The 22,946-nt window shown below is 62.5% G+C and carries 18 protein-coding genes; 12 read left to right on the top strand and 6 right to left on the bottom strand.

From position 1 onward, the window contains the following. Nucleotides 1-25: 25 nt before the first annotated feature. Nucleotides 26-316 (bottom strand): hypothetical protein, encoded by a 291-nt coding sequence (locus tag ACYP33_RS20875; protein ID WP_459623938.1) that lies wholly within the window; start codon nt 314-316, stop codon nt 26-28. On the opposite strand from ACYP33_RS20875, the gene ACYP33_RS20870 reads away from it, so the two are divergent. The 7 genes from ACYP33_RS20870 (at nt 212) to ACYP33_RS20840 (ending at nt 11,477) form a co-directional block, all read left to right on the top strand. After that, a complete protein-coding gene (locus ACYP33_RS20870) occupies nt 212-3,409 on the top strand; it encodes a type VI secretion system Vgr family protein (protein ID WP_459623753.1) in 3,198 nt (1,065 codons plus the stop codon). The genes ACYP33_RS20875 and ACYP33_RS20870 overlap by 105 nt on opposite strands. A 66-nt stretch (nt 3,410-3,475) precedes the next feature. Next, nucleotides 3,476-8,152, top strand: a complete 4,677-nt coding sequence (locus ACYP33_RS20865; protein WP_459623752.1) for an RHS repeat-associated core domain-containing protein — start codon at nt 3,476-3,478, stop codon at nt 8,150-8,152. After that, a complete protein-coding gene (locus ACYP33_RS20860; RefSeq protein WP_459623751.1) occupies nt 8,149-8,499 on the top strand; it encodes a DUF7716 domain-containing protein in 351 nt (116 codons plus the stop codon). The genes ACYP33_RS20865 and ACYP33_RS20860 overlap by 4 nt, the downstream gene beginning before the upstream one ends. A gap of 54 nt (nt 8,500-8,553) precedes the next feature. After that, nucleotides 8,554-8,913, top strand: a complete 360-nt coding sequence (locus ACYP33_RS20855; RefSeq protein WP_459623750.1) for a hypothetical protein — start codon at nt 8,554-8,556, stop codon at nt 8,911-8,913. A 196-nt stretch (nt 8,914-9,109) separates the two neighbouring features. After that, nucleotides 9,110-9,274 (top strand): DUF7660 family protein, encoded by a 165-nt coding sequence (locus ACYP33_RS20850; protein WP_459623926.1) that lies wholly within the window; start codon nt 9,110-9,112, stop codon nt 9,272-9,274. Between the two features lie 805 nt (nt 9,275-10,079). After that, nucleotides 10,080-10,478 (top strand): SMI1/KNR4 family protein, encoded by a 399-nt coding sequence (locus ACYP33_RS20845; protein WP_459623749.1) that lies wholly within the window; start codon nt 10,080-10,082, stop codon nt 10,476-10,478. 543 nt (nt 10,479-11,021) lie between these two features. Then, nucleotides 11,022-11,477 carry a nuclear transport factor 2 family protein gene (locus tag ACYP33_RS20840; RefSeq protein WP_459623748.1) on the top strand — a complete coding sequence of 152 codons (456 nt, stop codon included), beginning with the start codon at nt 11,022-11,024 and terminating at the stop codon, nt 11,475-11,477. Between the two features lie 115 nt (nt 11,478-11,592). On the opposite strand, the gene ACYP33_RS20835 is transcribed toward ACYP33_RS20840, so the two are convergent. Together ACYP33_RS20835 and ACYP33_RS20830 are read right to left on the bottom strand one after the other, a co-directional pair. Continuing rightward, nucleotides 11,593-12,852, bottom strand: a complete 1,260-nt coding sequence (locus ACYP33_RS20835) for an MFS transporter (RefSeq protein ID WP_459623925.1) — start codon at nt 12,850-12,852, stop codon at nt 11,593-11,595. Nucleotides 12,853-12,960: 108 nt separating this feature from the next. Further along, nucleotides 12,961-13,998 carry an ABC transporter substrate-binding protein gene (locus tag ACYP33_RS20830; RefSeq protein WP_459623747.1) on the bottom strand — a complete coding sequence of 346 codons (1,038 nt, stop codon included), beginning with the start codon at nt 13,996-13,998 and terminating at the stop codon, nt 12,961-12,963. Between the two features lie 133 nt (nt 13,999-14,131). On the opposite strand from ACYP33_RS20830, the gene ACYP33_RS20825 reads away from it, so the two are divergent. Together ACYP33_RS20825 and ACYP33_RS20820 are read left to right on the top strand one after the other, a co-directional pair. Further along, entirely contained in the window at nt 14,132-14,797 is a 666-nt protein-coding gene (locus ACYP33_RS20825) for a response regulator transcription factor (RefSeq protein WP_414449627.1), read from the top strand. Further along, nucleotides 14,784-16,175, top strand: coding sequence for a sensor histidine kinase (locus ACYP33_RS20820; RefSeq protein ID WP_459623746.1), 1,392 nt, complete (start codon nt 14,784-14,786; stop codon nt 16,173-16,175). The genes ACYP33_RS20825 and ACYP33_RS20820 overlap by 14 nt, the downstream gene beginning before the upstream one ends. Nucleotides 16,176-16,260: 85 nt before the next feature. Here ACYP33_RS20820 and ACYP33_RS20815 read toward each other — a convergent pair whose 3' ends face one another. After that, nucleotides 16,261-17,877 (bottom strand): acid phosphatase, encoded by a 1,617-nt coding sequence (locus ACYP33_RS20815; protein ID WP_414444871.1) that lies wholly within the window; start codon nt 17,875-17,877, stop codon nt 16,261-16,263. Nucleotides 17,878-18,078: 201 nt separating this feature from the next. Here ACYP33_RS20815 and ACYP33_RS20810 point away from each other — a divergent pair, with 201 nt between their 5' ends. Together ACYP33_RS20810 and ACYP33_RS20805 are read left to right on the top strand one after the other, a co-directional pair. Next, on the top strand, nt 18,079-19,485 hold the full coding sequence (locus ACYP33_RS20810) for a cytochrome-c peroxidase (RefSeq protein WP_414449625.1): 1,407 nt from the start codon (nt 18,079-18,081) through the stop codon (nt 19,483-19,485). 109 nt (nt 19,486-19,594) lie between these two features. Further along, nucleotides 19,595-20,098, top strand: a complete 504-nt coding sequence (locus tag ACYP33_RS20805) for an NUDIX hydrolase (protein WP_459623745.1) — start codon at nt 19,595-19,597, stop codon at nt 20,096-20,098. A gap of 71 nt (nt 20,099-20,169) precedes the next feature. Here ACYP33_RS20805 and ACYP33_RS20800 read toward each other — a convergent pair whose 3' ends face one another. Together ACYP33_RS20800 and ACYP33_RS20795 are read right to left on the bottom strand one after the other, a co-directional pair. Continuing rightward, nucleotides 20,170-20,424 carry a hypothetical protein gene (locus ACYP33_RS20800; RefSeq protein ID WP_459623744.1) on the bottom strand — a complete coding sequence of 85 codons (255 nt, stop codon included), beginning with the start codon at nt 20,422-20,424 and terminating at the stop codon, nt 20,170-20,172. A gap of 60 nt (nt 20,425-20,484) precedes the next feature. Next, nucleotides 20,485-22,203, bottom strand: a complete 1,719-nt coding sequence (locus tag ACYP33_RS20795) for a glutamine--tRNA ligase/YqeY domain fusion protein (protein ID WP_459623743.1) — start codon at nt 22,201-22,203, stop codon at nt 20,485-20,487. A 226-nt stretch (nt 22,204-22,429) separates the two neighbouring features. On the opposite strand from ACYP33_RS20795, the gene ACYP33_RS20790 reads away from it, so the two are divergent. Beyond that, the gene (locus ACYP33_RS20790; RefSeq protein WP_414445570.1) at nt 22,430-22,639 is read left to right on the top strand and encodes an ornithine acetyltransferase; all 210 of its coding nucleotides are present in this window, start codon (nt 22,430-22,432) and stop codon (nt 22,637-22,639) included. Nucleotides 22,640-22,946: the final 307 nt, after the last annotated feature.

Raw genomic sequence — 22,946 nt, 5'->3', positions numbered from 1 at the left:
TAACGACGAGAAAAAATTACTCGATTCATATCTCGATCATTTTGATTCGGCATGAATTGCCTGTTATCGAATAATCGATTTGTTGAAAGAAGGTGAAATCTCGATTGTCATCGGCATGGCGTTCACGATTGACTAACTCGCCGGTTACAATCGCCAATCGATTGATCAGACGCTTTCCGAGAGCGCTGGATAAGAACAAGGGCGAACCACCATGAACGTGCAGGATATCGCGGGGGCGATACAGGCCGGTGTGATTCAGCAGGATCGGCTCGTGAAACTCGATACCCCGCTCGGGGCCGATAAACTGGTCGTGCAACGCGTCGTCGGCCGTTCGACGGTGGGGCGCGATTACACCTTTACGCTCGACGTCGTTTCCTCCGACGACGACATCGCGCTGAAATCGCTGATCGCGCAAGCGGTCACGCTGTGGATTCAACAGGCCGATGCCAGTTATCGGCCGATTCAGGGCCATGTATTCACCGCGCGCCGGCTCGGCGCCGACGGTGGCCTGACCACATATCAATTGACCGTCAGCGCGTGGCTGCATCTGCTGCATTTTCGGCGCGACCAGAAAATCTGGATCGACAAGAGCGCCGATGCGATCGTCACCGATATTTTCAATGCACACCCCGAGGCGCAGGGGCATTTCCGTTTCGCGCTGTCGCAACCGGCCGCGAATCGTTCCTATACGCGTCAAAGCGAAACCGACTGGAATTTCGTCCATCGGCTGTTCGAGAGCGAAGGCTGGTTCGGTTATTGGGAGCAGGGCAGCGATGGTAAATCGCATACGCTGGTCGTGACCGATGCGATTGCATCGTTGCCCGAACTATCGCCGGGTACGGTCAACTTCGCGCGCATGGCGACCGGCGCCGAAACCGACGCGCTGACGCAGTGGTCCGGCACGCGCACGCTGCAGAGCGTCACGCTGACCACGCGCACGTTCGACTACAAGAACCCGTCGGTGCCGGCGAACCCGAAAGGCACGCAGACGCCGACCATGGGCAACCAGGGCGCGCTGCCCGATCAGCTCGACGTGTACGAGTACACCGGCGGCTATACGTTCGGCGACCAGTCGCACGGCGACAAGCTCTCGCAGGTCCGCATGGAGGAATGGGAGTCGCAGGCCAAGCGCTTTCACGGCGCGGGCGGCGTGCGTGCGCTCGATGCCGGCCGCCGCTTCACGCTGGCCGATCACCCGGTGCATGACGGCGACCCCGCCGCGCAGCGCGAATTCGCCGCGATCGAGGTGGCGTGGTGGATCGAGAACAACCTGCCGGTGACCGGCGCGCCGCACTTTCCGCACAGCCTCGAAGCCGCGCTGGCCGAGGCGCGTGCCGAGGACGCGGCCGCGCAGGTCGCACACGACGATGGCTCGGTGGGGTTCTATCGCGTTGCGGTCGAGGCGCAGCGCACCAACGTGCCGTATCGCAGCCCCGTCGATCATCGCAAGCCCGAGATGCATCTGGAGACGGCGATCGTGGTCGGCCCGGACGGCGAGGAGGTGTATACCGACGAGCTGAACCGCATCCGGGTGCGTTTTGTGTGGGACCGCGTGAACCCCGGCGACCAGGGCGCGTCGACGTGGGTGCGCGTGGTGCAATCCGATACCGGCGGCGGCTACGGCGGCGTGCATATGCCGCGAGTGGGCGAGGAAGTGCTGATCGACCATATCGGCGGCGATTGCGACCGGCCGATCGCCGTGGCGCGCGTCTATAACGGCCAGGCCACGCCGCAATGGCACAGCAACGGCATCCTGTCGGGCCACCGCTCGAAGGAGTATGCCGGCAGCGGCTACAACCAGATGGTGCTCGACGACGCCACCGGCCAGAACCGCCTGCAACTGATGAGCAGCAGTGCGAACAGTTTGCTGCACCTCGGCTACCTGATCGACCAGAGCGGCAATTCGCGCGGCGCCTATCTCGGCAGCGGCTTCGATCTGCGTACCGACGATTACGGCGCCGTGCGTGCGACGCAGGGGCTGTACGTCACCACGCATCCGAAGGCCGCGAACAGCCAGCCGCTCGACGTGCGCGAAACCCAGCAGCAACTGGTGGGCGCGGAAAGCCTGGTCGAATCGCTGTCGTCCGTCAGCGTCCAGCATCAGGCCGAAAGCCTGCAGGATGCGCACGACGCGTTGCGCGAGTTGACCGACGCGACGCAGAGCAGCCGCAGCGGCGCGGCCGCCTCGGGCGGCAACACGGCCGGCGGCGGCACCGGCAGCGCCAACGTGTTCCAGCAACCCGTCATGGTGTTCGGCAGCCCGGCCGGCATCGGCATCTCGACGCAGCAATCCGTGCATCTGGCCGCCGCGCAGCACATCAATCTTGTCAGCGGGCAGAGCACCCACGTCGTCGCCGGCAAGTCGCTGATCGCGAGCATCGGCCAGAAACTGAGCCTGTTCGTGCAGGGCGCCGGCATGAAGCTGTTCGCCGCGAAGGGCAAGGTCGAGATCCAGGCGCAGGACGACAACGTCGAGGTGACCGCGCAGAAGACGGTCAAGCTGCTGTCCGCCACCGATTCCGTGCAGTTGGCGGCCGACCAGGGCATCTTGCTGACCAGCGGCGGCGGCTATATCCGCCTGTCGGGCGGCAACATCGAGATCCACGCGCCGGGCACCGTCGACGTGAAGGGCGCGTCGCATACGTTCGCGGGGCCGGCCAGCATGGGTTATCCGCTGCCGTCCGCGCGGCCCGATCAGCCGGGGCAACTGGAATTGCTGCATCAGTATGCGAACGGCGAGGCCGTGAAGGGCGGGCTGTTCTCGGTGCTCGACGCGAACGGCGGCGTGTTGCGCCAGGGCGCGCTCGACGCGAGCGGCAAGGCCGTGGTGAGCGGCTTGCCGCCCGGCGTGGTGCAGGTGGCGTTCGGCAAGGACCCGCGCGTGCAGAGCGACAAGGCCAGCGAGTTCGCGCCGCCCACCTGGCCGTCGGCCGCCGATACGGCGAGCGCCGATGCGGGGCCGGCCGCGCAATCGCAGCTCGGGTCCTTGCTGCCTTCGGCGGGGGCGTTGCCTTCGTTGGCGTCGTTGGCGTCGGTCGCCAAGACGGCGAGCAGCGTGGCCGGTGCGGTGGGCTCGGCGTCGTCCGGTGGGGTGGGCGGCATGCTCGGTGCAGCCGGTTCGCTTGCGTCGAAGGGGCTCGGTGCGATGGGGGGCAGCAGCGGCGCGCTCGGCAATGTCGCCGGGTTGGCCGGCATGGCCGGTTCCGTTGCTTCGGGGGGAACGTCCGCGCTCACGGGCGCGATCGCTTCGAAGGGAATGGGCATGGCGCAGCAGGCCCTGGGCAGTGTCCTGCCGTCGGGAGCGCAGGGCGCGCTGGCGCAGGCCAGTGCGCTGAAAAACACCGCGCAGCAGCTTGGCGGCCTCGCACAAAGTGCGAAGGGCGCTGCCGCCGCGTTGAAAATGGTGTGACGCAGGTCGCATGACCCGTTTCGATATTTCGCATTCCGATAAAAATATTCATAGAACCATTCGATCATGACCGCTCCGGCCGTTATCCAACCGCTGCCGACCGATGTTTTCGTGTCGCCGCTCATCAAATTCCATCCCGAGGACGTCGCGGCGAACCTCAAGGATCTGGACAAGTGGCTCGGCGATCTGAGCGGCGGAGTGGTCACGCTCGCTCGTGTCGAGATGGTGGCGCGCAACGTTCCGGTGCTCGCCAACATCTTCGCCGCCGTCGATCTGATCAACGACATTCGCGCGATGATCAACCACGGCGACAAGCCGATCGACATGTTCGACTGGTTGAACCTCGGCCTCGACCTGATCGGCATCATTCCGCTGCCGCCCGGCACCGCGCAGGTGCGGATGGGCGCACGGCCGCTGATGGCGCTGATGCGCGAGGAACTGGTCAAGAACGGCAAGGCCGCGGGCGAGGCCGCGCTGAACATGATGCGGGACAGCGTGATCGCCGTGATCGCGGACGGCCTGCAGGCGCGCTACGCGGGCGAGATCGAGACCTTCCTGAACGAAGTGCGCAAGGATCTGACCTTCGTGCTGAACAAGGCCGCCGAGTACATGACCACGCTGATGAATGGTCTCGCCGACCTGTTCGCGCACGCGGCCGGCGAGAACTACAGCAGCCAGAACAACGTCAACAATCTGAAGCGGGAAGGGAAGCAGGCGCTGCACAACGTGGTGTATCAGCCGGGCGCCGTGTTGGGCAATATCGGGTCGCTGCTGGTGAACGGCGTCAAGATCGTCGCGAAGGGCGAGATCAATCTCGCCACGTCTGCGGTGAAGATGGTGGATCCGCACGCGAGCGAGCACCTGATGGCGGTCGCGAACGGGCTGCGCCAGAAGATCCCCGCCATGCAGAAGGCCGTGAAGTCGCTCGACGGCAACGACATCGGCAAGATCGGCTGGCTGATCGAGGCGGGATTGGCAGGCGTTGTGAGCTGGCGCGCGCGCCATTCGAAGACGCAGACTTCGGCCGTGAAATCGCAGGGCTCGACCAAGGTCGAGGCGCGGCGCGGGGAGGGGGCGGTCGAAAAGCAGAACAAGACGGGGCCGGCGGAACATCCGGGCGTCAGTTGCTGCAATCTGTCCACGCCCGTGAAAACGCCAGCGGCCGCTTCGGGGAACTCGATCGGCTTCGCGCTCGGCGACGAGCGCATCGATCACGACGATTTCATCATCGACGGGCCGATCCCGATTGCCTGGGTGCGCACTTATCGCTCGTTCTTCGACGCCAACGACGAGCGCGGCGAACTGGGGCCGCGCTGGACCACGCCCTACACGACGCGTATCGATGTGCACGCAACGAAGCTGGTGTACCACGATGCGGAGGGGCGCAGCCTCGATTACCCGTTGCTCGATATCGGTACCGCGCACGACGATCAGGCGGAGGGTTTGACGCTGCTGCGTGTCGATGAACGCTGGCTCACCGTGACGCGCGGGCACGACGAACTGGAAGCGTACGAGCGGGACGGCGACCGGTATCGTCTTTCCTTCATCAAGGACCGCGCCGGCAATCAGTTGACGTTCGATTACGACGCCCTGGGACAGTTGCACCGTTTGATCGTGCCGCATCGTCAGGTCGCGTTCAGGTTCGATTCGCTCGGGCGGATTGCGGAGATCTTCGAGCATGATGCCGAGGGCGAGCGTGTCGGCCGGTTGGCCGCCTACGAGTACGACCAGGAAGGCGATTTGATCGCGGCTCTCGATCGCTATGGCAACCGCCGCGAGTATCGGTATCGGCACCATCTGGTGACGCGCTACACCGACCGCACCGGTCGCGGCGTGAATCTCGAATGGGATGGCACGCACGCGAAGGCGCGTTGCTTCCGCGAATATCGCGATGACGGCAGCGATGAAGTCACGCTCGCCTGGCACCCGAATTTCCGCATGGTGGCCGTGACCGATGCGCTCGGAAACGTCACGCGGCACTACTTCGACCGCAAGGGCTACACGTTCCGTGTCATTCATCCGGACGGCGCCGAAGAGTGGATGTATCGGAATGCGAACGACAAGCTCGTTCAATACACGCATCGCGACGGCGGCAAAGAGTTCTTCGATTACGACGCGCGCAGCAATCTGGTTCGCCATCAACGTGCCGATGGTTCCGTCATCCGCATGGAATACGACGCGAAGGATCAGGTCGTCAAGACGATCGATCCGCACGGACATGCGTGGGAGCAGGAGTACGACGAAGCGGGGAATGTCGTCGTCGCGAAGGACCCGCTCGGGTACGAGACGAAGTACAAGTACAACGAGCAGGGTTTGCCGACGACCGTGATCGACGCGAAGGGCGGCGCGAAAACCTTGAGCTATGACGCGGGCGGGCGGCTCCTGTCGTATCGTGATTGCTCGGGAAAGACCACGAAGTGGGCTTACGATGCGGCCGGACGGCTGGCGGAAGCGACGGATGCGTCCGGCGCCGCCACGACGTTTCAATATGCGGCGAACGGGCAACTCGATGAAGTGCGTTCGCCGGCTGGCGTCGAGCGGATTCAATACGACTCCGAAGGGCGCTTGCTGCAGACGATCGATCCGATGCAGCGGGCCACGCGGTATTCCTACGACGTGGGCGGGCGCGTGGCGTCGCGGGTGGATGCGCTCGGCCAGCGACTCAGTTATGGCTACGATCGGCTCGGGCGATTGGTGCGCCTCACGGATGCGAACGAGGCTTCGTATACGTTCGGGTACGACCCGGTCGGGCGCTTGCTGGAAGAGATCGAGTTCGACGGGAAGTCGACGCAATACGTTTACGACGAGGCGAGCGGCGATCTGGCCTCGATCGACGAAGCGGGCCGTGTTACGCAGGTTGAACATGATCGTGGCGGGCGCTTTGCGAAGCGCGCGTGCGGCGATGAATCGGAATCCTTTGCTTATGACGCGACCGGTCGTTTGATCGAGGCGAGCAATCGGTATAGCCGGGTGCAGCGCTTTTTCGATCCGGTCGGGAATCTTGTACGGGAGCACCACGCCTACGATGTATTTGGCGTGAAGCGCAGCTACGTGTGGCATCACGGGTATGACGAACTGGGCAACCGTAAGCAGACCGTACGGCCTGACGGGCACACGATCGACTGGATGATGTATGGCTCCGGGCATGTGCACGGGCTGCTTGTCGATGGTGTGGATCGCGTTCAGCTCGAACGCGATGATCTGCATCGCGAAGTGAAACGGACGCTGGCGAGCCGGATCGGACAAACGACGGTCTTCGATCCGGCCGGGCGCATCGAGCGTCAGACCGTGCAACGCGACAAGGCACCGGGGGCGTTGAGTACGCGGCGTTATCGCTACGACGCGGCCGGGCAACTGACGCAGATCGAGGACAGCCGCAAGGGCGCGACGGATTATCGATATGACCCGGTTGGGCGGTTGATCGAATCGATCGGGCCGGGGCTTCGTGAGCGGTTTGCGTTTGATCCGGCGAGCAATATTGTTGATCCGGGGGCGCCGGAAACGGCGCGGACGCGGGGCGAGTATCTGGGCCGGCATGAGAGTACGTTGCCGGCGTCGGTGCCGAAGGTGCTGGGGAATCTGCTCAAGGACTATGCGGGCACGCACTTCGATTACGACGCGCAAGGGAATCTGGTTCAGAAGCGTTCACCGGCCGGCGTGCAGCGGTTCGAGTGGGATGCGTTCAACCGGATGCGGGCGGCGGATGTCGAGGAAACGTCGCGGCGAAGTGCGTCGCGCTATTTCTATGACGCACTCGGACGGCGGATCGGGAAGGAGGTGAACGGTTCGCGGACGGTGTTCGGCTGGGATGGCGATACGCTGGCGTATGAGTCGAATGATTCGCGCAGCACGCACTATGTGTATGAGGCGGCGACGTTTGTGCCGATGGTGCAGTATGTGTCGGAGCCGGTGGAGGGGATCGAGACGCCGGTGGTTCATGCCGATGCGCGGTATGTGCCGGAGGAGGATCCGCTTCAGCGTGTGCCGGTGGCGCAGAGCGAAGCGCGGGTGATGTTCTATCACTGTGATCAGATCGGCACGCCGTTGATGATGACGGATGAGGCGGGGGAGGTGGTTTGGGAGGCGGCGTATAAGGCTTGGGGTGAGGCTCGGGAGGTGATTGAGCGGGCTTCTGGGGCGGCTGGGGTGGGTTTGGTTACGAACTCGCTGCGGTTTCAGGGGCAGCAGGTTGATGATGAGACGGGGCTTCATTACAACCGGTATCGGTATTACTCTCCAGGGATTAGTAGGTTCATTAGTCGAGATCCTATCGGCATAGCAGGTGACGTCAACGTCTACCAATACGTGCTGAATCCTGTGCAATGGGTCGATCCATTAGGGCTTCGTAAAAGACAAGGCTGTAAAGGGAAATTTCATTCATTTAACGATTTCGACTTGCCAGAAGACAAGCTTTTTGCTAGTGATGGTGTTCAGTTTCGTATGGCTAATAAGGCGCTGATTAGCCGAATGAATACAGATGCAGCTTTCAGGAAGGATATTCTTTCGCGTAATCCAGAGTTGCTTGAGTGGTCGAAGAATTCAAAGGATCTTGGAAGCAGTCCGCCGGGAATGACTTGGCACCACAACGATGATGTTGGTAGATTGAATTTAGTCGATCGAAGTGATCATGGCGACAACCACGGTATTTATCACCCGGACGGCACGGGCGGACGAGATAAATGGGGAGGAGGGATTCTTGGTCGGAAAGGAAAATTGGATGCTGCTACGGGATGCCCACTATGAGTAATTTTTTTGTGAATGCGTTTTATACGCTTGAAAAGCTGATCGGTTTGGTCAAAGAGAAAAAGGACCGAGATGCGGTTTATATGATTTACGTTCGCCAGAATGTTAACGAATTGCAGCCGGATACGGAGGTCTACGTCGGTGATGTGCCTGATTTCGATGGCGATGATAATGAGGTCTTGCCTCAATCGGTAACTGCATTGGGGCTTGAGCAAGGCTACATGCGAGAGCATTTCCAAGATGTTGTCGATTTAGCGTACAAGCAAAAACCAACAGCCTCTGTAGATGAGGTGGTTCGATGCCTTAATCATTATGCGCAGCGCGATGATTTCTTAGATTTGAATTAAGAAGTCAATAATAAGGGCCGCGAAAGCGGCCCTTGCTGTACGCGAGGTCACGACATGTTCACGAACTACTCGTCGATAGTGTGGATCACGTTCAGCTTGAACGCGACGATCTGTATCGCAAAGTCAAACAGACGCTGGCGAGCCGGATCGGAAAAATTACGAATTTTCAATTCGGCCGGGTGCATTGAGCGCCAAGCAGTGCGCCGCGACAAAGCAGAAGAAGCGGTGAATACGCGGCGTTTTCGCTATGATACGGCCGGACAATTGGCGCAAATCGAAGGCGGCCATAAGGGTGCGACGGATTATCGATATGGCTCGGTGGGACGGTTGATCAAATTCCGGACTCTCGACCATCGGAGGCTTGCTGCATTAAAATTCGCTGGAAAATGTGTGCCACATCAAATAGCTTCGTAAGATACAGTAAATGTTCAGATGTGGGGGGGGAGCGACAAAAGTGGTGGGAAATCAATGCGTTTGAAGATGGGGGCGGTCAGTCAATGATCGTTGAATAAGATGAGTATTGATAGAATGAACGTTTCCGAAATTAAAAGTCGAGAGGATTTTATTGATTTCGTGGAGGAACTTTCTAGATTGATAAAGGGAGGGGGGAATTGAAAATGACTCTATTGGGGCTTACTTGGACGGAATGGCTTCGAGGGTCGAGGACATGGATGGTTGCTATGAGAACATGGGAATTTCTAAAAGCGTTAAGCTTGAATCCATGAATTGGAGGGTTCTTGCCGATATATTGATCGCCGCGAGGATGTATGAATGAATTGATCTGTAATTGCGTTGGAGCTTGAGCAAGGCTGCATGCGAGAGCATTTCGAAGATGCTGTCGATTTGACGTATAAGAAAAAGTCAACTACCTCTGTGGATGACGTGATTCAATACCTTGAGTACTATGCGCGGCGAGACGACTTCTTTGATTTGAATTAAGGCAATGGCAAAGGCCTAGAAAGCTGTCCTTGATGTATACGATAATATGCCATGTGCATGGATGTAAGTTCGAGAAATCTTATGGATGAAGCGAGACTTCGTGAAAGATTTAGGGGCGCAGAACCAATTTTAGATGAGGTGTGTGAGTGTTTGGTTGGCTATTTCGGGGAAAATTCTGTTATAGCCTTGGCGCCTGAAGGTGTGGCATTCTCAGGAAGAATCGGATCAAGGCCGTATATTGATTTGTGTGAAATGAATGATTTTAGTGTTTGGTGTGCTTAGTGCGTAATTTGGGTTGGTGGAAAAATGGCTGAGCCGATTCTTCATGTAGAATTATTTAAAAATTTTGACCTTCTAGATTTGCGGAATAAATACATCGGTTCGTGACTGTCGTGTGATAGTGATGTCCGGAAATATAAGGCGATGCAAGCGACCCTTCTCATTTCCTATATATTAATCGGCACATGGGGCCGTTGCAATGTTCTGTCATGGCGATGAAATTGGAATGCTGTCGCTGGTAGATGAAGAGATGGCGGGGGCGGTATATAGGGTTTGGGGGGGGCGATGATTTGTCCAGGAAATAATCTCTGTTATGTGGCTCGCTTTTGAGGATAATATATTTTATTGATTTTGAGATTTTTATGATAAATAAAGAAAATCTGAGTCAACGCTTCGAGCTGAGAACTCCGGCGACGCTTAATCAAATTCATGTTGTTGAAGAAAGGATTGGACTTTTCCTTTCTAGGGAATATGTTGATTTTCTTCTAATTTCAAATGGATTAAATTCAAGCGGCTGTTTGGCTTTGCATGAGATAGGGGTTTTATCCGAGAGAAATATAAAATATGAGGTTCAGATATATCTTCCTGGGTATTTCATGATTGGTGATGATGGCGGCGGCCAGGCAATTCTTATTAATTCGGTTGCGGAGGTGTTTGAGGTGGGAATGGGGGTGATGAATATGGAATTTTTAGAGCGGTCAGCTGATTCGTTATCAGATCTATTGGTGAGCCTAAACGGGTTGACGCTTGGGGAGCGGTGAATTTTGAGCCATATTTTGGTCCAATTTGTATTTGCCGGAGGGCTTGCCGATGCATCTGCTTATTCATGAGATTGAGCAGTATCTCGAGAAAATTAGTTTTGTCTTGATGTCATGTTGATCACTTCGGAAAATTGCTGCTCGAATCCGCAAGATGCATTCCGATAACCCCGACCAAGGCTTTCTTGAGTGCCAGCGTGCCAGCGTGCTGGCGTTGATGGCTTCGGCTGTCATCGGACGATTACAGAATTGTTCCAGCAACTCGGCCGGTTTGGCTTTCGGTTTGCGAGGCATATGTCTTCCTTGGGACAGGAATATGCCCCGTCCACGAAATCGAGGATAGGCCCAGAAATTACGGACAGGCGCGGTTTCTAACCGCCTCGCCCACAAAAATGCGGACAGGTCCAGATTTGCCTCCGATTCCCTAGCATCGAAAAGTCTCGAAACCCCCAACCCTTCACCCCATCCTGAAACATCCACCCCCACCCATCCCCTAATCTCCGCTTCACCCCCACCGCAAGCGTGCATCCCCACGCCCTCACCACCATGCCCACCTCAACACCCGCACCTAACGAAGCCCAAATCCGCCACATCCACACCCAATGGCACGCCGCGATCACCTCCCGCGACCTTGAAGCCCTGATCTCCCTCTACGCCGACCACGCGCACTTCGAATCCCCATCGGTTCTGGCGATCACATCCACACAGGGCACCCTCACCGGCAAACCCGCCATCCGCAACTTCTTCGCCACCGGTTTCACCCAACTCGCGAACACCTTCACCGATTGGTACCGCACTGGCGATTTCTTCTCGAACGGCCGCCAGCTCGTCTGGGAGTACCCACGCGTCACGCCCACTGGTCAACAAACCGACCTCGTCGAATTCATGGACATCGAAGACGGCCTGATCGTCGCGCATCGTGTCTATTGGGGCTGGCGCGGCCTGCAATCGCTGCTTGCGGTTGCGACAGTCGCGGCAGGCGAAGCAAACCGCCAAGCCTGACGCAAAACGGGCCGGCGCATGTCCCCATGCAACCGGCCCGCATCACCTTCAGTCATCCGAACGAACCCCCGGCGCGCCATCGAACCCACGCTCGAAGAAAAGCGACCTCAAACCATCAAGCCCGCACAGCCCCACCAGCTCGCTCGGTCCGCGCCCATCCCACAAACGCCCCCACACCCAACACCGTCAAGCAAACGATCGGCACGATCATCGGCCCGAACGCGGACCCGGTCAGCTTCCCGGCCAGCGGCATCAAATTCTGGCTGAAGAACCCGCCAAGATTCCCGATCGAGTTGATCGCCGCCACGCTGGCCGCGGCCCGCGCGCCGGTGAAATAGCGCGGCGGCATCGACCAGAAGCACGGGTAGATCAGCGGAATGCACGCGCCACCGAGCACGAGCGCGATAAAGCGCAGCGGCGTGGTCGGCAGCACGAGGCTCAACACGAAACCCACCGCGCCGAGCGCGGCCACGATGCCGATGGTGCGCAGCAGGCTCTTCGCGCGCTTGAGCTTCGGCGGCAGCCAGATCAGCAACACCACGGCCAGCGCCCAAGGCAGCATGCTCAACAAACCGTTCGTTGTGCTGGACACCCCGAACGACTTGACGATGGTCGGCAGCCAGTAGGTCACGCCATACAGCGACGTGGACATCATCATGTACGTGGCGGCGAACAGCATCACGCGCGGGTCGAGGAACGCCTTCCACGGCTGCGAATGCTCGGCATGCGGCGGCGCCTCGCGTTCGAGCGCGGTGGCCACGAGCTGCTTTTCCTGCTCGGACAGGAAGCGCGCCTCGCGGTACGACGTGGGCAGCAGCCAGAACACCAGAATGCCCACCACGACGGCGGGAATCCCGGTGGCGATGAACACCCACTGCCAGCCCTCCAGCCCGCCGATGCCGCTCAGGCTCAACAACCAGCCGCCCACCAGCGAGCCGAGCATGTTGGCCAGTGCGCTGCCGAGCGTGAAGATGCCGAGCACGCGCGCGCGGTAGCTCTGCGGAAACCACAGCGTCAGGTAATAGATCACGCCGGGATAGAAGCCGGCCTCGGCGATCCCGAGCACGAAGCGCAGCCCGCTGAAGATCGGCATCGAGGTGGTGAAGCCCATCGCGACGGTGATCAAGCCCCAGGTCAGCATGATCCGCGCGAGCCAGACGCGCGCGCCGAACTTGTGCAGCGCGAGCGTGCTAGGCACCTCGAACAGCAGGTAGCCGATAAAGAACAACGAGGACGCCAGGCCGAACGCGGATTCGGAAATATTGAGGCTGTGCGCCATCTGCAACTTGGCGAAGCCGACGTTCTGACGATCGATGAACGAGATCAGGAACATCACGACGAGGATCGGCATCAAGCGCCACGCGATCTTCGACATGACGCGCTGCTCGTCACCGGCGGCAGCGAGGGAAGGGGAGGCAAGGGTCACGCTGGGCTCCTGTTTGAAGCGTGTTGCTGAAATGAATCGCAGTGCGAATCGCTGGGCTCAACGCGTCAGATACGCATCGAGCTGGGCCGTGAACATCTCGTTCCAGGTTCGCGGCCGGGTCTTGATGGTGCCGACGCCATGCAGGAAATCGACGAACTCCATGAGCCGGTCGGGCACCACGGCGTAGCGGGTTTCGGGCATGCCGAGCATCGCGACGATGTCGTCGGCGGACACCCGCAGGCCCGACGACGACACGTAGATCGCGGCGGCCTCGCGCGGATGCGCGGCGATGAAGCGGTTGGCCTCGTCGAGCGCGCCGATGAACGCGGCGGCCAGCCCCGGCTCGGCGTCGATCACGCTCTTGGGCGCGAACACCACGTCGAGCGTCAGCGGGCCGAGCGCCTGCACGGCATCGGTCACGCGATGAATGCCGGGCTGGCGCAGTTCGAGAATGGAGAACGGCGGCGAGCCGAAATGCGCGGTCACGCCGCCGTCGCGCCGAATCAGCGCGTCCATGGCCTGCGGATGCGGCAGGTTCACGGTGATCGGGTCGAGCTTGGCGAAATGCGGCAGTCCGAACTGTCGCGCGGCGATCATCTGCAACACCACGGCGGCCAGCGACGTATGGATGCCGGGCACGGCGATCCGGTCGGCGGGCGTGAAATCGGCCAGCCCGCGAATGCGCGCCTGATTGGTGTTCAGCGACAGCGAGGTAGCGGACAGCCCCGCGATGCCGATCACCTCGACGTTCGGAATGCCGCGCGCCCGCGCCCACAGCTCGATGAAGCCGGGCGCGCCGGCGCCGGCGAAATCGAGCGTGCCGGCCATCATCGCGTCGTTCACGGAATTGCCGCCGTCGAGCAGCACCCATTCGGCCTTGACCTGATCGAGCCCGCGTCGCACGGCATGCGCCTCGAACAGGCGCTGCCGTTCCATCACGAGCAGCGGCAGGTACAACACGCCATAACCCTTCGAAATCCTGACGGTTCGGCCGCGCGACAGCGAAAACGCCCGCGCCTGGCGCGCGAGCGGCGCGGCAGCGGCGGCAAGGCCGGCGGCGAGCAGCGCGCGCCGGCCGGACGACGGCGTGGGCATCGTGCGGTCTCCTCCGAAACGGCCGTGGCGGCCTCTTGACGAACTGGCATGGAGGTTAGCGGGCGAACCTGAGAAAATGCTGAGATCCGTCCCCCGGGAATACCCGTAATCCACCTTATCGGCAGGACTCACCATGCGCATTCTGGTCGTCGAGGACGACGCGGAAATCGGCGAAGCGATCGGCAGCCGCCTGACGCGGCTCGGCCACGCGGTCGATCTCGAACGCGACGGCGCGGCGGCCAGCAGCCTGCTCGGCGTCGAGGCGTTCGATCTGGTCGTGCTCGACGTGATGCTGCCGTCGATGGACGGCTTCGCGATCCTGCGCCGCCTGCGCGCCTCGGGCAGCACCACGCCGGTGCTGCTGGTCACGGCGCGTTCGGCGATCGACGATCGCGTCAGCGGCCTGGGCCTGGGCGCCGACGACTATCTCGTCAAGCCGTTCGACTATCGCGAGCTGGACGCCCGCGTGCAGGCGCTCCTGCGCCGCAACAGCGGCCACGCCAGCGACGTGCTGCGCTTCGGCGGCCTGGCGATCGATCGCAGCAGCCGCCTGGCCGAACTCGACGGTCAGCCGTTGCCGCTGTCGCGCCAGGAGTTCGCGCTGCTCGAAATTCTCGCAAGCCGTCCGCAGCGCGTGTTTTCGAAGGACGAGCTGCTGAACCAGTTGTTCAGCTTCGGCCGCGAGCCGTCGGCGAATGCGGTCGAGCAATACGTGACGCGCGTGCGCAGGAAGCTGCAGGGCAGCGACGTCGAGATTCGCACGGCACGCGGGATGGGCTATCAGATTGCGACGCGCTGACTGGTTTCCGAAAACGCTGTTCGGCCGCACGCTGCTGTTCATCGCGTGCGTGGTGCTGTCGGGCGCGGCCGCGCTCGCGCTGGCGGCGCGCTATTACGCGGGCGTCGCGGCGGAGCGCGCCTACGATCAATTGCTGTCGGGTGCGGCGATCCAGGTGGCCGAGAACCTCTACGTGCAGGGCGGCGTGCTGGCGCTGAATCCGCCGGTGGCGGCGCTGTCGTCGCTGTCGCGTTACGACCTGGTCTATTACAAGGTGGTCGATTCGCGCGGCGTGGTGGTGGCCGGCTACAACACGCTGCCCGATGCGGCGAACGTGGCGGCGGCGCAGCGCGGCACGCAGTTCGCCTCGCGCAACTACGAGCGGCAGGCGGTGCGGATCGCCACCATCGCGCGCTACATGCCCGAGGAACGCACGCCGGGCTGGGCGCTGGTGACGATCGCGCAAACCACCCACGCGCGCGAGCAGTTGACCAACGACATGAGCCTCAAGGTGTGGACGCTGATCGGCCTGATGACGGCGCTGGCGATCGGCGCGAGCGCGCTGGCGATCCGGCGCGGCCTGCTGCCGCTCGCGCAGATCGAATCGATCATCGCCGCGCGCGATCCGGCCGATTTGCGGCCGGTGGTGATCGATACGCCGAGCGAGATCGCGGCCATCATCGGCGCGATCAACGGCCTGATGCGCCGGCTCGGGGAGCGCGTCGCCACCATGCAGCGCTTCATCGCCGACGCGGCGCACCAGATGCGCACGCCGCTCGCGCGGCTCGACGCGCAGATCGAAATGTTGAGCAACGAAACCGACGCCGCGCGGCAGCGCGCGCGTCTCGACACGCTGCGCGCGACCTGCTCGGACGTCGGCCGCCTGACCGGGCAGTTGCTGAACCACGCAATGGTGATCCACCGCACCGAGGTCGTGCCGTTGCAGCCGGTGGATCTGGCCGCGCTGGCCCGCGAGGTGTTGGGCCGCACGATCCCGCTGGCCGACGAGCGCGACGTGCAGGTGTCGCTCGACGCGCGCCTGAGCGATGCGACCATCCAGGGCGACGCGATCAGCCTGCAGGAAGCGCTGTCGAACGTGCTGCACAACGCGCTGCATCACGGCGACGCGAGCCAGATCGACGTGAGCCTCGACGGCACGCGCGAGCGCGTGATGCTGACCGTCACCGACAACGGCGCGGGCATCGCGCGCGAGCACTGGGATGCCGTGCTGCGCCCGTTCGTGCGGCTCGACGGCAGCGGCGCGCAGCGTCGCGACGGCTCGGGCCTGGGCCTCGCGATCGTCAAGGAGGTGATGGACGCACACGGCGGCCAGGTCACGTTCGCGTTGCCGGAGCGGGGCGGTTTTTCAGTGATCCTGACGTTTGTGCGCCAGGCATGAATGGCCCGAATGAAAAGGGGCGGCCGAAGCCGCCCCGTCATGCGCGACCCGCGCAACACGGGTCAGGCGCTGCGAGTGCCGATGCTTAGTTGGTCGACAGCGTCAGGGCGGCGGTCAGGTCGCCCATCGCCGCCGCGCCGTTGGCGGCCAGCGCGTTGTCGCGCACCGTCAGGCCATGCAGCTTCGGCAGGCTGTAGCGGCGCGTGATGAAGCGCAGGATCGAGGCCGTGTCGTATTGCGTGTGGTCGACGAAACCCTTCTTCGCGAACGGCGACACGATCAGTGCCGGAATCCGCGTGCCCGGGCCCCAACGGTCGCCCTTCGGCGGCGCGGCGTGATCCCAGAAGCCGCCGTTTTCGTCGTACGTCACGATCACGACCATGTTGTTCCACTGCGGGCTCTTCTGCAGGTGGGCGATCACGTCGGCGATGTGCTGGTCGCCCGAGGCCACGTCGGTGTAGCCCGCGTGTTCGTTCAGGTTGCCCTGCGGCTTGTAGAACGACACTTGCGGCAGCTTGCCCGCGTCGATCGCCTTGATGAACTCGGAGCCGTTGATGCCGCCGTCGAGCACGTGCGCCGCGCGTGCCGCGGTACCCGGCGCCAGGTCCTTGTAGTAGTTGAACGGCTGGTGGTGGTACTGGAAGTTCGCCTTCGCGATCGTCGTGCCGTCGGCCGCGGCAGCCGGCGTGGTGCCTTGCGCGTTGCTCAGCGCCGCGCCGAACGCGCCGCCGTACCAGGCCCACGACACGTTGGCCGTGCTCAGCAGGTCGCCGATCGTGGTTTCCGTCTGCGGCGGCAGGGTGGTGGCGACGGTCGGATCGGCCAGCGTCAGCGTGGCGTCGGTCGCCGGGGCCTTGTTGCCGCTCGGCTGATACGGCGGCTGCATCGTGTTGACCGCGTAGAAGTCCGGCGTCAGGTTGCCCGAGTTCAGGAACTTCGGGACGCCCGTCAGTGCCGAGGCCGGCGAGGTGGCCGGATCGACCGTCAGCGACACGCCGTCGGCGTTCACCGTCGAGATCGACTTGGAGGCCACGCTGTTGTTGGCGTTCGGGTAGACCGGCGCGCAGGCGCAGATCAGGTATTGGTGGTTCAGGAACGAGCCGCCGAACGCGCCCATGAAGAAGTTGTCGGCCAGCGTGTATTGCTGGGCGATCTTCCACAGCGGCAGCTTCGATGCGTCGGTGTTGTAGTGGCCCATCACGAGGCCGCCCGAATCCGCCCAGGCCGCGAACATGTTGTTCTTGCCGCCGTTGATCTGCATCTGGTTCTCATAGAACCGGTGATACAGGTCGCGCGTCGTGACGTTCAGCCCCGTGTTGAAGCCGGCCGTGTCGTCGATCGCGAACGGCGCGTTCGGCAGGTTGGCCGTCATGGCTTCGGTCACCGGCACAGCCGCGCCGGCGGCGGTCAGGCCGCCCCAGATCCTCGGCAACGTGGCGAGCGGGGTGCCGTCGCGGTCGAGCTGAACGGCGTCGGCGGCCTTGATGTTGGCCGTGCCGTTCGCGCCCGGGAAGGCGCCGTAGAGGTTGTCGAAGCTGCGGTTTTCCGCGTAGATCACCACGACGTTCTGCACCGACGCGAGCGTCTGGGCAGCCGGCGGGGTGGTGGTCTGCGTGGTGTTGTCATCGTCGCTGCCGCAGCCTGCCAGGAAGGCGGCCGCTGCAAGCGCGATGGGCGTAACGCGGATCAAGGTTTTCTTCATTCGTTGTCTCTCTGTCGCACATGTACCGTAGGAGCCGGCGGAATCCTCGTATGACGAATGACAGCCGGCCGACCGAATTATGTAAGTAATGTTTGACGGCTAAATGTAGTAAAGCTTTCGTTTGCCTGTCGATTCAAAGTCACGTGATTGACATTTGACTGACATACGCTCGCGCCTTCCTTTCTTGTCTTTCGGAATGTCATGCGCAGCCTGTCACGAGACCTCGCCCGGCCCCGGCCGCTTCGTCACCCGTTGGTTGCCCGCGCGGCCGTCATTGCGTCGATGCTGGTCGCGGGGCTGTTGAGCGGCTGCGACCAGCACGCGCCGGGCTCGGCGGGCAATGCGCCCGCCGCCTCGGGCGCTGCTGCCTCGGTTGCGTCGGCTGCGCAAGCCGCCGCGCCGCGGGCCGCGAGCGACGAGATCGTGGTGGCGAACCAGCCGCAGACGCGCGCGCAGGTTTATGCGGCCGTCAAGAAGATGACAGTGCTCGGTAAGCAGATGTTTTTCGATCCGTCGTTGTCGGGTTCGGGCAAGCTGGCGTGCGCGTCGTGCCACAGCGCCGAGCATGCTTTCGGTTCGCCTAACGCGCTGTCGGTGCAACTGGGCGGCGACGATCTGCATCAGCAGGGCTTCCGCGCGGTGCCCACGCTGATGTACCTGCAGAAGGTGCCGCCGTTCACCCGGCACTTCCACGATTCGGACGAAGAAGGCGACGAGAGCGTGGACGCCGGCCCGACCGGCGGCCTGACCTGGGACGGCCGCGTCGATCGCGGCGAGCAGCAGGCGCGCATTCCGCTGCTGACCCGCTTCGAGATGAACAGCACGCCCGAGAAGGTGGCGAAGGCGGTGCGCGCGGCGCCGTATCTGGCCGATTTCCGCGCGACGTTCGGCGACAAGGTGCTCGGCGACGACAAGGCCACCTTCGAGGCGGTGTTGCAGGCGCTCGGCACCTACGAGCAGACGCCGGAGGTGTTCACGCCGTACAGCAGCAAGTACGACGCGTTCCTCGATCACAAGGCCACGCTGACCGAGGCCGAGATGCGCGGCCTGGCGCTGTTCAACGACGAGCGCAAGGGCAATTGCGCGAGCTGCCACATCAGCCAGCGCTCGCTCGACGGCCAGCCGCCGCAGTTCAGCGATTTCGGTTTGATCGCGATCGGCGTGCCGCGCAATCGCGCGCTGGCGGTCAACCAGGATCCGAAGTTCTACGATCTCGGCGCATGCGGGCCGGAGCGCCAGGACCTGAAGGGCGAGGACGAATACTGCGGGATCTTCCGCACGCCCACGCTGCGCAATGTGGCGCTGAAGAAGGCGTTCTTCCACAACGGCATCTATCACTCGCTCGAAGAGGTGATGCGCTTCTACGTGCAGCGCGACACGAACCCGGAGAAGTTCTATCCGGTGCGTCACGGCGTGGTGCAGAAGTTCGACGATCTGCCGAAGCGCTACTGGGCCAACATCAACACCGAGCCGCCGTTCGACCGCAAGAAGGGCGAGAAACCGGCGCTCGACGAGGCCGAGATCCAGGACGTGATCGCGTTCCTGAACACGCTGACCGATGGCTATCAGGCCGGCGGCGCGGGCAAGGACAAGCTCGCCGCGCGCTGAAACCGCCGCGGCGGGTCGGCTCCGATCGTCGAAAATCGGCATGGTATGCTCGCCGGCGAGGCGCATGCGCGCCTCGTCCCGCTCATCCGAATGCCGAGGAGAACCGACGATGGGGGCACCCCTTGCGAACCTGAAACCGGCGGCGGGGCGGCCGCGACAGGCGGCGCGCACGCTGTCGTGCGGCGTCGTGTTGCTCGATCCGGCGGGCCGCGTGTTGCTTGCGCACGCAACCGAAACCACGCATTGGGACATTCCGAAGGGCGCGCGCGATCCGGGCGAAGCCGAGCGCGACGCCGCGCTGCGCGAGCTGTTCGAGGAAACCGGCATCGTGCTCGCGCCCGATCGCCTGATCGAACTCGGGCACTTCGCCTATCGCACCGACAAGGATCTCTATCTGTTCGCCGCGCGCCTGCGCGATGCCGAAACCGATCTGTCGGGCTGCCTCTGCACTTCCATGTTTCCTAGCCGCGCGACGGGGGCCTCGATTCCCGAGATGGACGCATTCCGCTGGGTCGAGGTGGCGCAGGTGGCCGAGTACGCGAGCCGCAGCCTCGCCAAGGTGTTCGCGAGCACGCTGTCGCTGACGGCGCTGCATCGGCGGTTGCCGAGCTGAGCTGCTGAAGGAAGCGATACCGACTTCTTCAAGCGGCAAAACGAGCGGTAATCGACGCTAGAATGCGCGCGTCAAATCCGATATCGCCGCCATAGCTTCACGACCGCGATATAGGCGAGCGTAGTTGCGACGAGGTTCATCGCAACCGTGACCCAAAAAAATAAATCATCGGGGTCTCGGATGCCTAACCGGTTAGCGGTGTGCAACCATGCGCGCGACTGGCTCTCGTTCCACTCCACTGGGTAGGGATGGACGTATGGCAGCAAAAGACGGAACAGGCCGCAGAACAGAACGGCCTTGAACACCCTACGGGCAAGTGTTGCCATACGTGATGACCTCAAAAAAACCGGCCAAGGCCGGTTTTTTCATCGACGCGAGCGCCGCACTTACTTCGCGGTGCCCCAGCTATCGCGCAGCGGCACGATCCGGTTGAACACCGGCTTGCCCGGCTGGGTGTCGTAGCGGTCGGCGACGAAGTAGCCGTGACGTTCGAACTGGTAGCGCGCTTCGGGGGCCGCGTTCTCGGCGCCCGCGTCGCCCGGTTCCAGGTAGGCGTTGACGATCTTCTTCGAATCGGGGTTCAGCGCTTCCAGATAGTTGCGCCCGCCCGCATCGGGATGCGCCTCGCGGAACAGGCGGTCGTAGATCCGCACCTCGGCCGGCACCGCGTGCGCGGCGCTGATCCAATGGATGTTGCCCTTGACCTTGTAGGTGTTCGCGCCTTCGGTGCCCGACTTGCTGTCCGGGAAGTAGTTGCAGTGCACCGCTGTGACGTTGCCTTGCTCGTCCTTGTCGAAGCCCGTGCACTCGATCACGAAGCCGTAGCGCAGGCGCACCTTGTTGCCGGGGAACAGGCGGAAATAGCCCTTCGGCGGCACTTCCTGGAAATCCTCGCGCTCGATCCACAGCTCGCGCGAGATCGGGAACGTGCGCTGGCCGCGCTCCGGATGATGCGGATGCACGGGCGCCGTGCAATCCTCGCTCCGGCCTTCGGGGTAGTTGTCGATCACGAGCTTGAGCGGGTCGAGCACGGCCACCGTGCGCGGCACCTTCTCGTCGAGATCGTCGCGCAGCGCGCCCTCGAGCACGCCCATGTCGATCCACGAATCGACCTTGGTCACGCCGATCCGGTCGCAGAACAGGTGCAGGCTTTCCGGCGTGAAGCCGCGGCGGCGGATGCCGACGATGGTCGGCATGCGCGGGTCGTCCCAGCTATCGACGTGGTTCTCGTTGACCAGTTGCAGCAGCTTGCGCTTGCTGGTGATCGCGTAGGTCAGGTTCAGTCGCGAGAATTCGATCTGTTGCGGCAGCGGGCGCGTGAAGCGGCCGGCGTCGGCCAGCTCGTTGAGCACCCAGTCGTACAGCGGGCGGTGATCCTCGAATTCGAGCGTGCACAGCGAATGCGTGATGCCTTCGAGCGCGTCCGAGATGCAGTGCGTGTAGTCGTACATCGGGTAGATGCACCACGCGTCGCCCGTGCGGTAGTGATGCGCGTAGCGGATCCGGTAGATGACCGGGTCGCGCATGTTGAAGTTCGGCGAGGCCATGTCGATCTTGGCGCGCAGCACATGCGCGCCCTCGGGGAATTCGCCGGCCTTCATGCGACGGAACAGGTCGAGGTTTTCCTCGGGCGAGCGGCTGCGGAACGGCGAATCCGTGCCCGGCTCGGTGGCCGAACCGCGGTTCGCGCGCATGTCCTCGGCGCTCTGGCTGTCGACATAGGCGCGGCCGCGCTCGATCAGCAGCTCGGCGAACTGGTAGAGCTGATCGTAGTAGTCGCTCGCGAAATACTGATGATCCTTGCCGTCCTTCTGCCAGTCGAAGCCGAGCCATTGCACCGCGTCGATGATCGAGTTCACGTACTCGACGCTTTCCTTTTCCGGGTTCGTGTCGTCGAAGCGCAGGTGGCACACGCCGCCGTAGTCGCGCGCGACGCCGAAGTTCAGGACGATGCTCTTCGCATGGCCGATGTGCAGATAGCCGTTCGGCTCCGGCGGGAAGCGCGTTTCGACGCGGCCGCCCCATTTGCCCGAGCGATTGTCGTCGTCGATGGTGTTGCGAATGAAATTGGATGCCGCGGGGGCGTCGTTACGTTCGGTGCTCATGCGGGAACTGGAAGAAGTGGGGCGCGCGCCGGGTGCGCCGCCCGAAACCGTCGATTCTACCTGACGCGGGCGCGGAGCGAGGCGCGTGTGGCGGCGGGCATGGCCTTCTGTTTCAGTCGTAACGGGAGGTAAAACGCGTTGTCGGGCGGTGAGCGGCCTTTTTAAGATAAGTCACCCGGTTCGAAGCCGCATGAACTCCAAGGGGAATACCAACATGAACACGAAAATGAAAACCACGCACTTCCTGATCCGCGCAACTGTCATCGCCCTCGTCGTCTCCAGCCTCGGCGCCTGCGCCGTGACGCGCACCCAGCGCAACGCCGGCATCGGCGCGGCAGCAGGCGGCGCACTGGGCTACCTGATCACGGGCGGCCCGATCGGCACCGTGGCGGGCGCGGCCGGCGGCGCGCTGGTCGGCGCGAACGTCCATCGTTGATGCCTAAGGGCGGCGGGGCGCGGCACGCGCTGCGACCGGTTTGCCGCCCGAGGTCGGTTTCGCTCGATGCTTGATGCTTGATGCGAACCGCCCCGATCTCCGAACCCTCTGACGATTGAAGCCGCCCGTCATCCCGGCGCGGTGAACGTCCGGACAAAACGTTCCAACAGGTTTGCGGGCCGGCGGCAGCGCTGGCCCGACCGGCTTCCGCTCTACCGGGCGGGAGCCGCCCGCGTTGCCCGCAACGGCGACGCAAAAGACGGCAACGTCGAGCTGCAGCAACAGGCATCAGGGAGAAATCCGGCAT

This window comes from Burkholderia sp. 3C (assembly GCF_054589155.1).
The sequence above is the reverse complement of the archived record's forward strand: the minus strand, read 5'-3'. Positions and strand labels throughout refer to the sequence as shown.

Coding starts and splice junctions, on each gene's coding strand:
- ACYP33_RS20865 (WP_459623752.1), top strand. CDS start 3,476: ATGACCGCTCCGGCCGTTATCCAACCGCTGCCGACCGATGTTTTCGTG.
- ACYP33_RS20805 (WP_459623745.1), top strand. CDS start 19,595: ATGGGGGCACCCCTTGCGAACCTGAAACCGGCGGCGGGGCGGCCGCGA.
- ACYP33_RS20870 (WP_459623753.1), top strand. CDS start 212: ATGAACGTGCAGGATATCGCGGGGGCGATACAGGCCGGTGTGATTCAG.
- ACYP33_RS20835 (WP_459623925.1), bottom strand. CDS start 12,852: ATGTCGAAGATCGCGTGGCGCTTGATGCCGATCCTCGTCGTGATGTTC.
- ACYP33_RS20855 (WP_459623750.1), top strand. CDS start 8,554: ATGTTCACGAACTACTCGTCGATAGTGTGGATCACGTTCAGCTTGAAC.
- ACYP33_RS20860 (WP_459623751.1), top strand. CDS start 8,149: ATGAGTAATTTTTTTGTGAATGCGTTTTATACGCTTGAAAAGCTGATC.
- ACYP33_RS20845 (WP_459623749.1), top strand. CDS start 10,080: ATGATAAATAAAGAAAATCTGAGTCAACGCTTCGAGCTGAGAACTCCG.
- ACYP33_RS20825 (WP_414449627.1), top strand. CDS start 14,132: ATGCGCATTCTGGTCGTCGAGGACGACGCGGAAATCGGCGAAGCGATC.
- ACYP33_RS20795 (WP_459623743.1), bottom strand. CDS start 22,203: ATGAGCACCGAACGTAACGACGCCCCCGCGGCATCCAATTTCATTCGC.
- ACYP33_RS20800 (WP_459623744.1), bottom strand. CDS start 20,424: ATGGCAACACTTGCCCGTAGGGTGTTCAAGGCCGTTCTGTTCTGCGGC.
- ACYP33_RS20840 (WP_459623748.1), top strand. CDS start 11,022: ATGCCCACCTCAACACCCGCACCTAACGAAGCCCAAATCCGCCACATC.
- ACYP33_RS20810 (WP_414449625.1), top strand. CDS start 18,079: ATGCGCAGCCTGTCACGAGACCTCGCCCGGCCCCGGCCGCTTCGTCAC.
- ACYP33_RS20790 (WP_414445570.1), top strand. CDS start 22,430: ATGAAAACCACGCACTTCCTGATCCGCGCAACTGTCATCGCCCTCGTC.
- ACYP33_RS20830 (WP_459623747.1), bottom strand. CDS start 13,998: ATGCCCACGCCGTCGTCCGGCCGGCGCGCGCTGCTCGCCGCCGGCCTT.
- ACYP33_RS20815 (WP_414444871.1), bottom strand. CDS start 17,877: ATGAAGAAAACCTTGATCCGCGTTACGCCCATCGCGCTTGCAGCGGCC.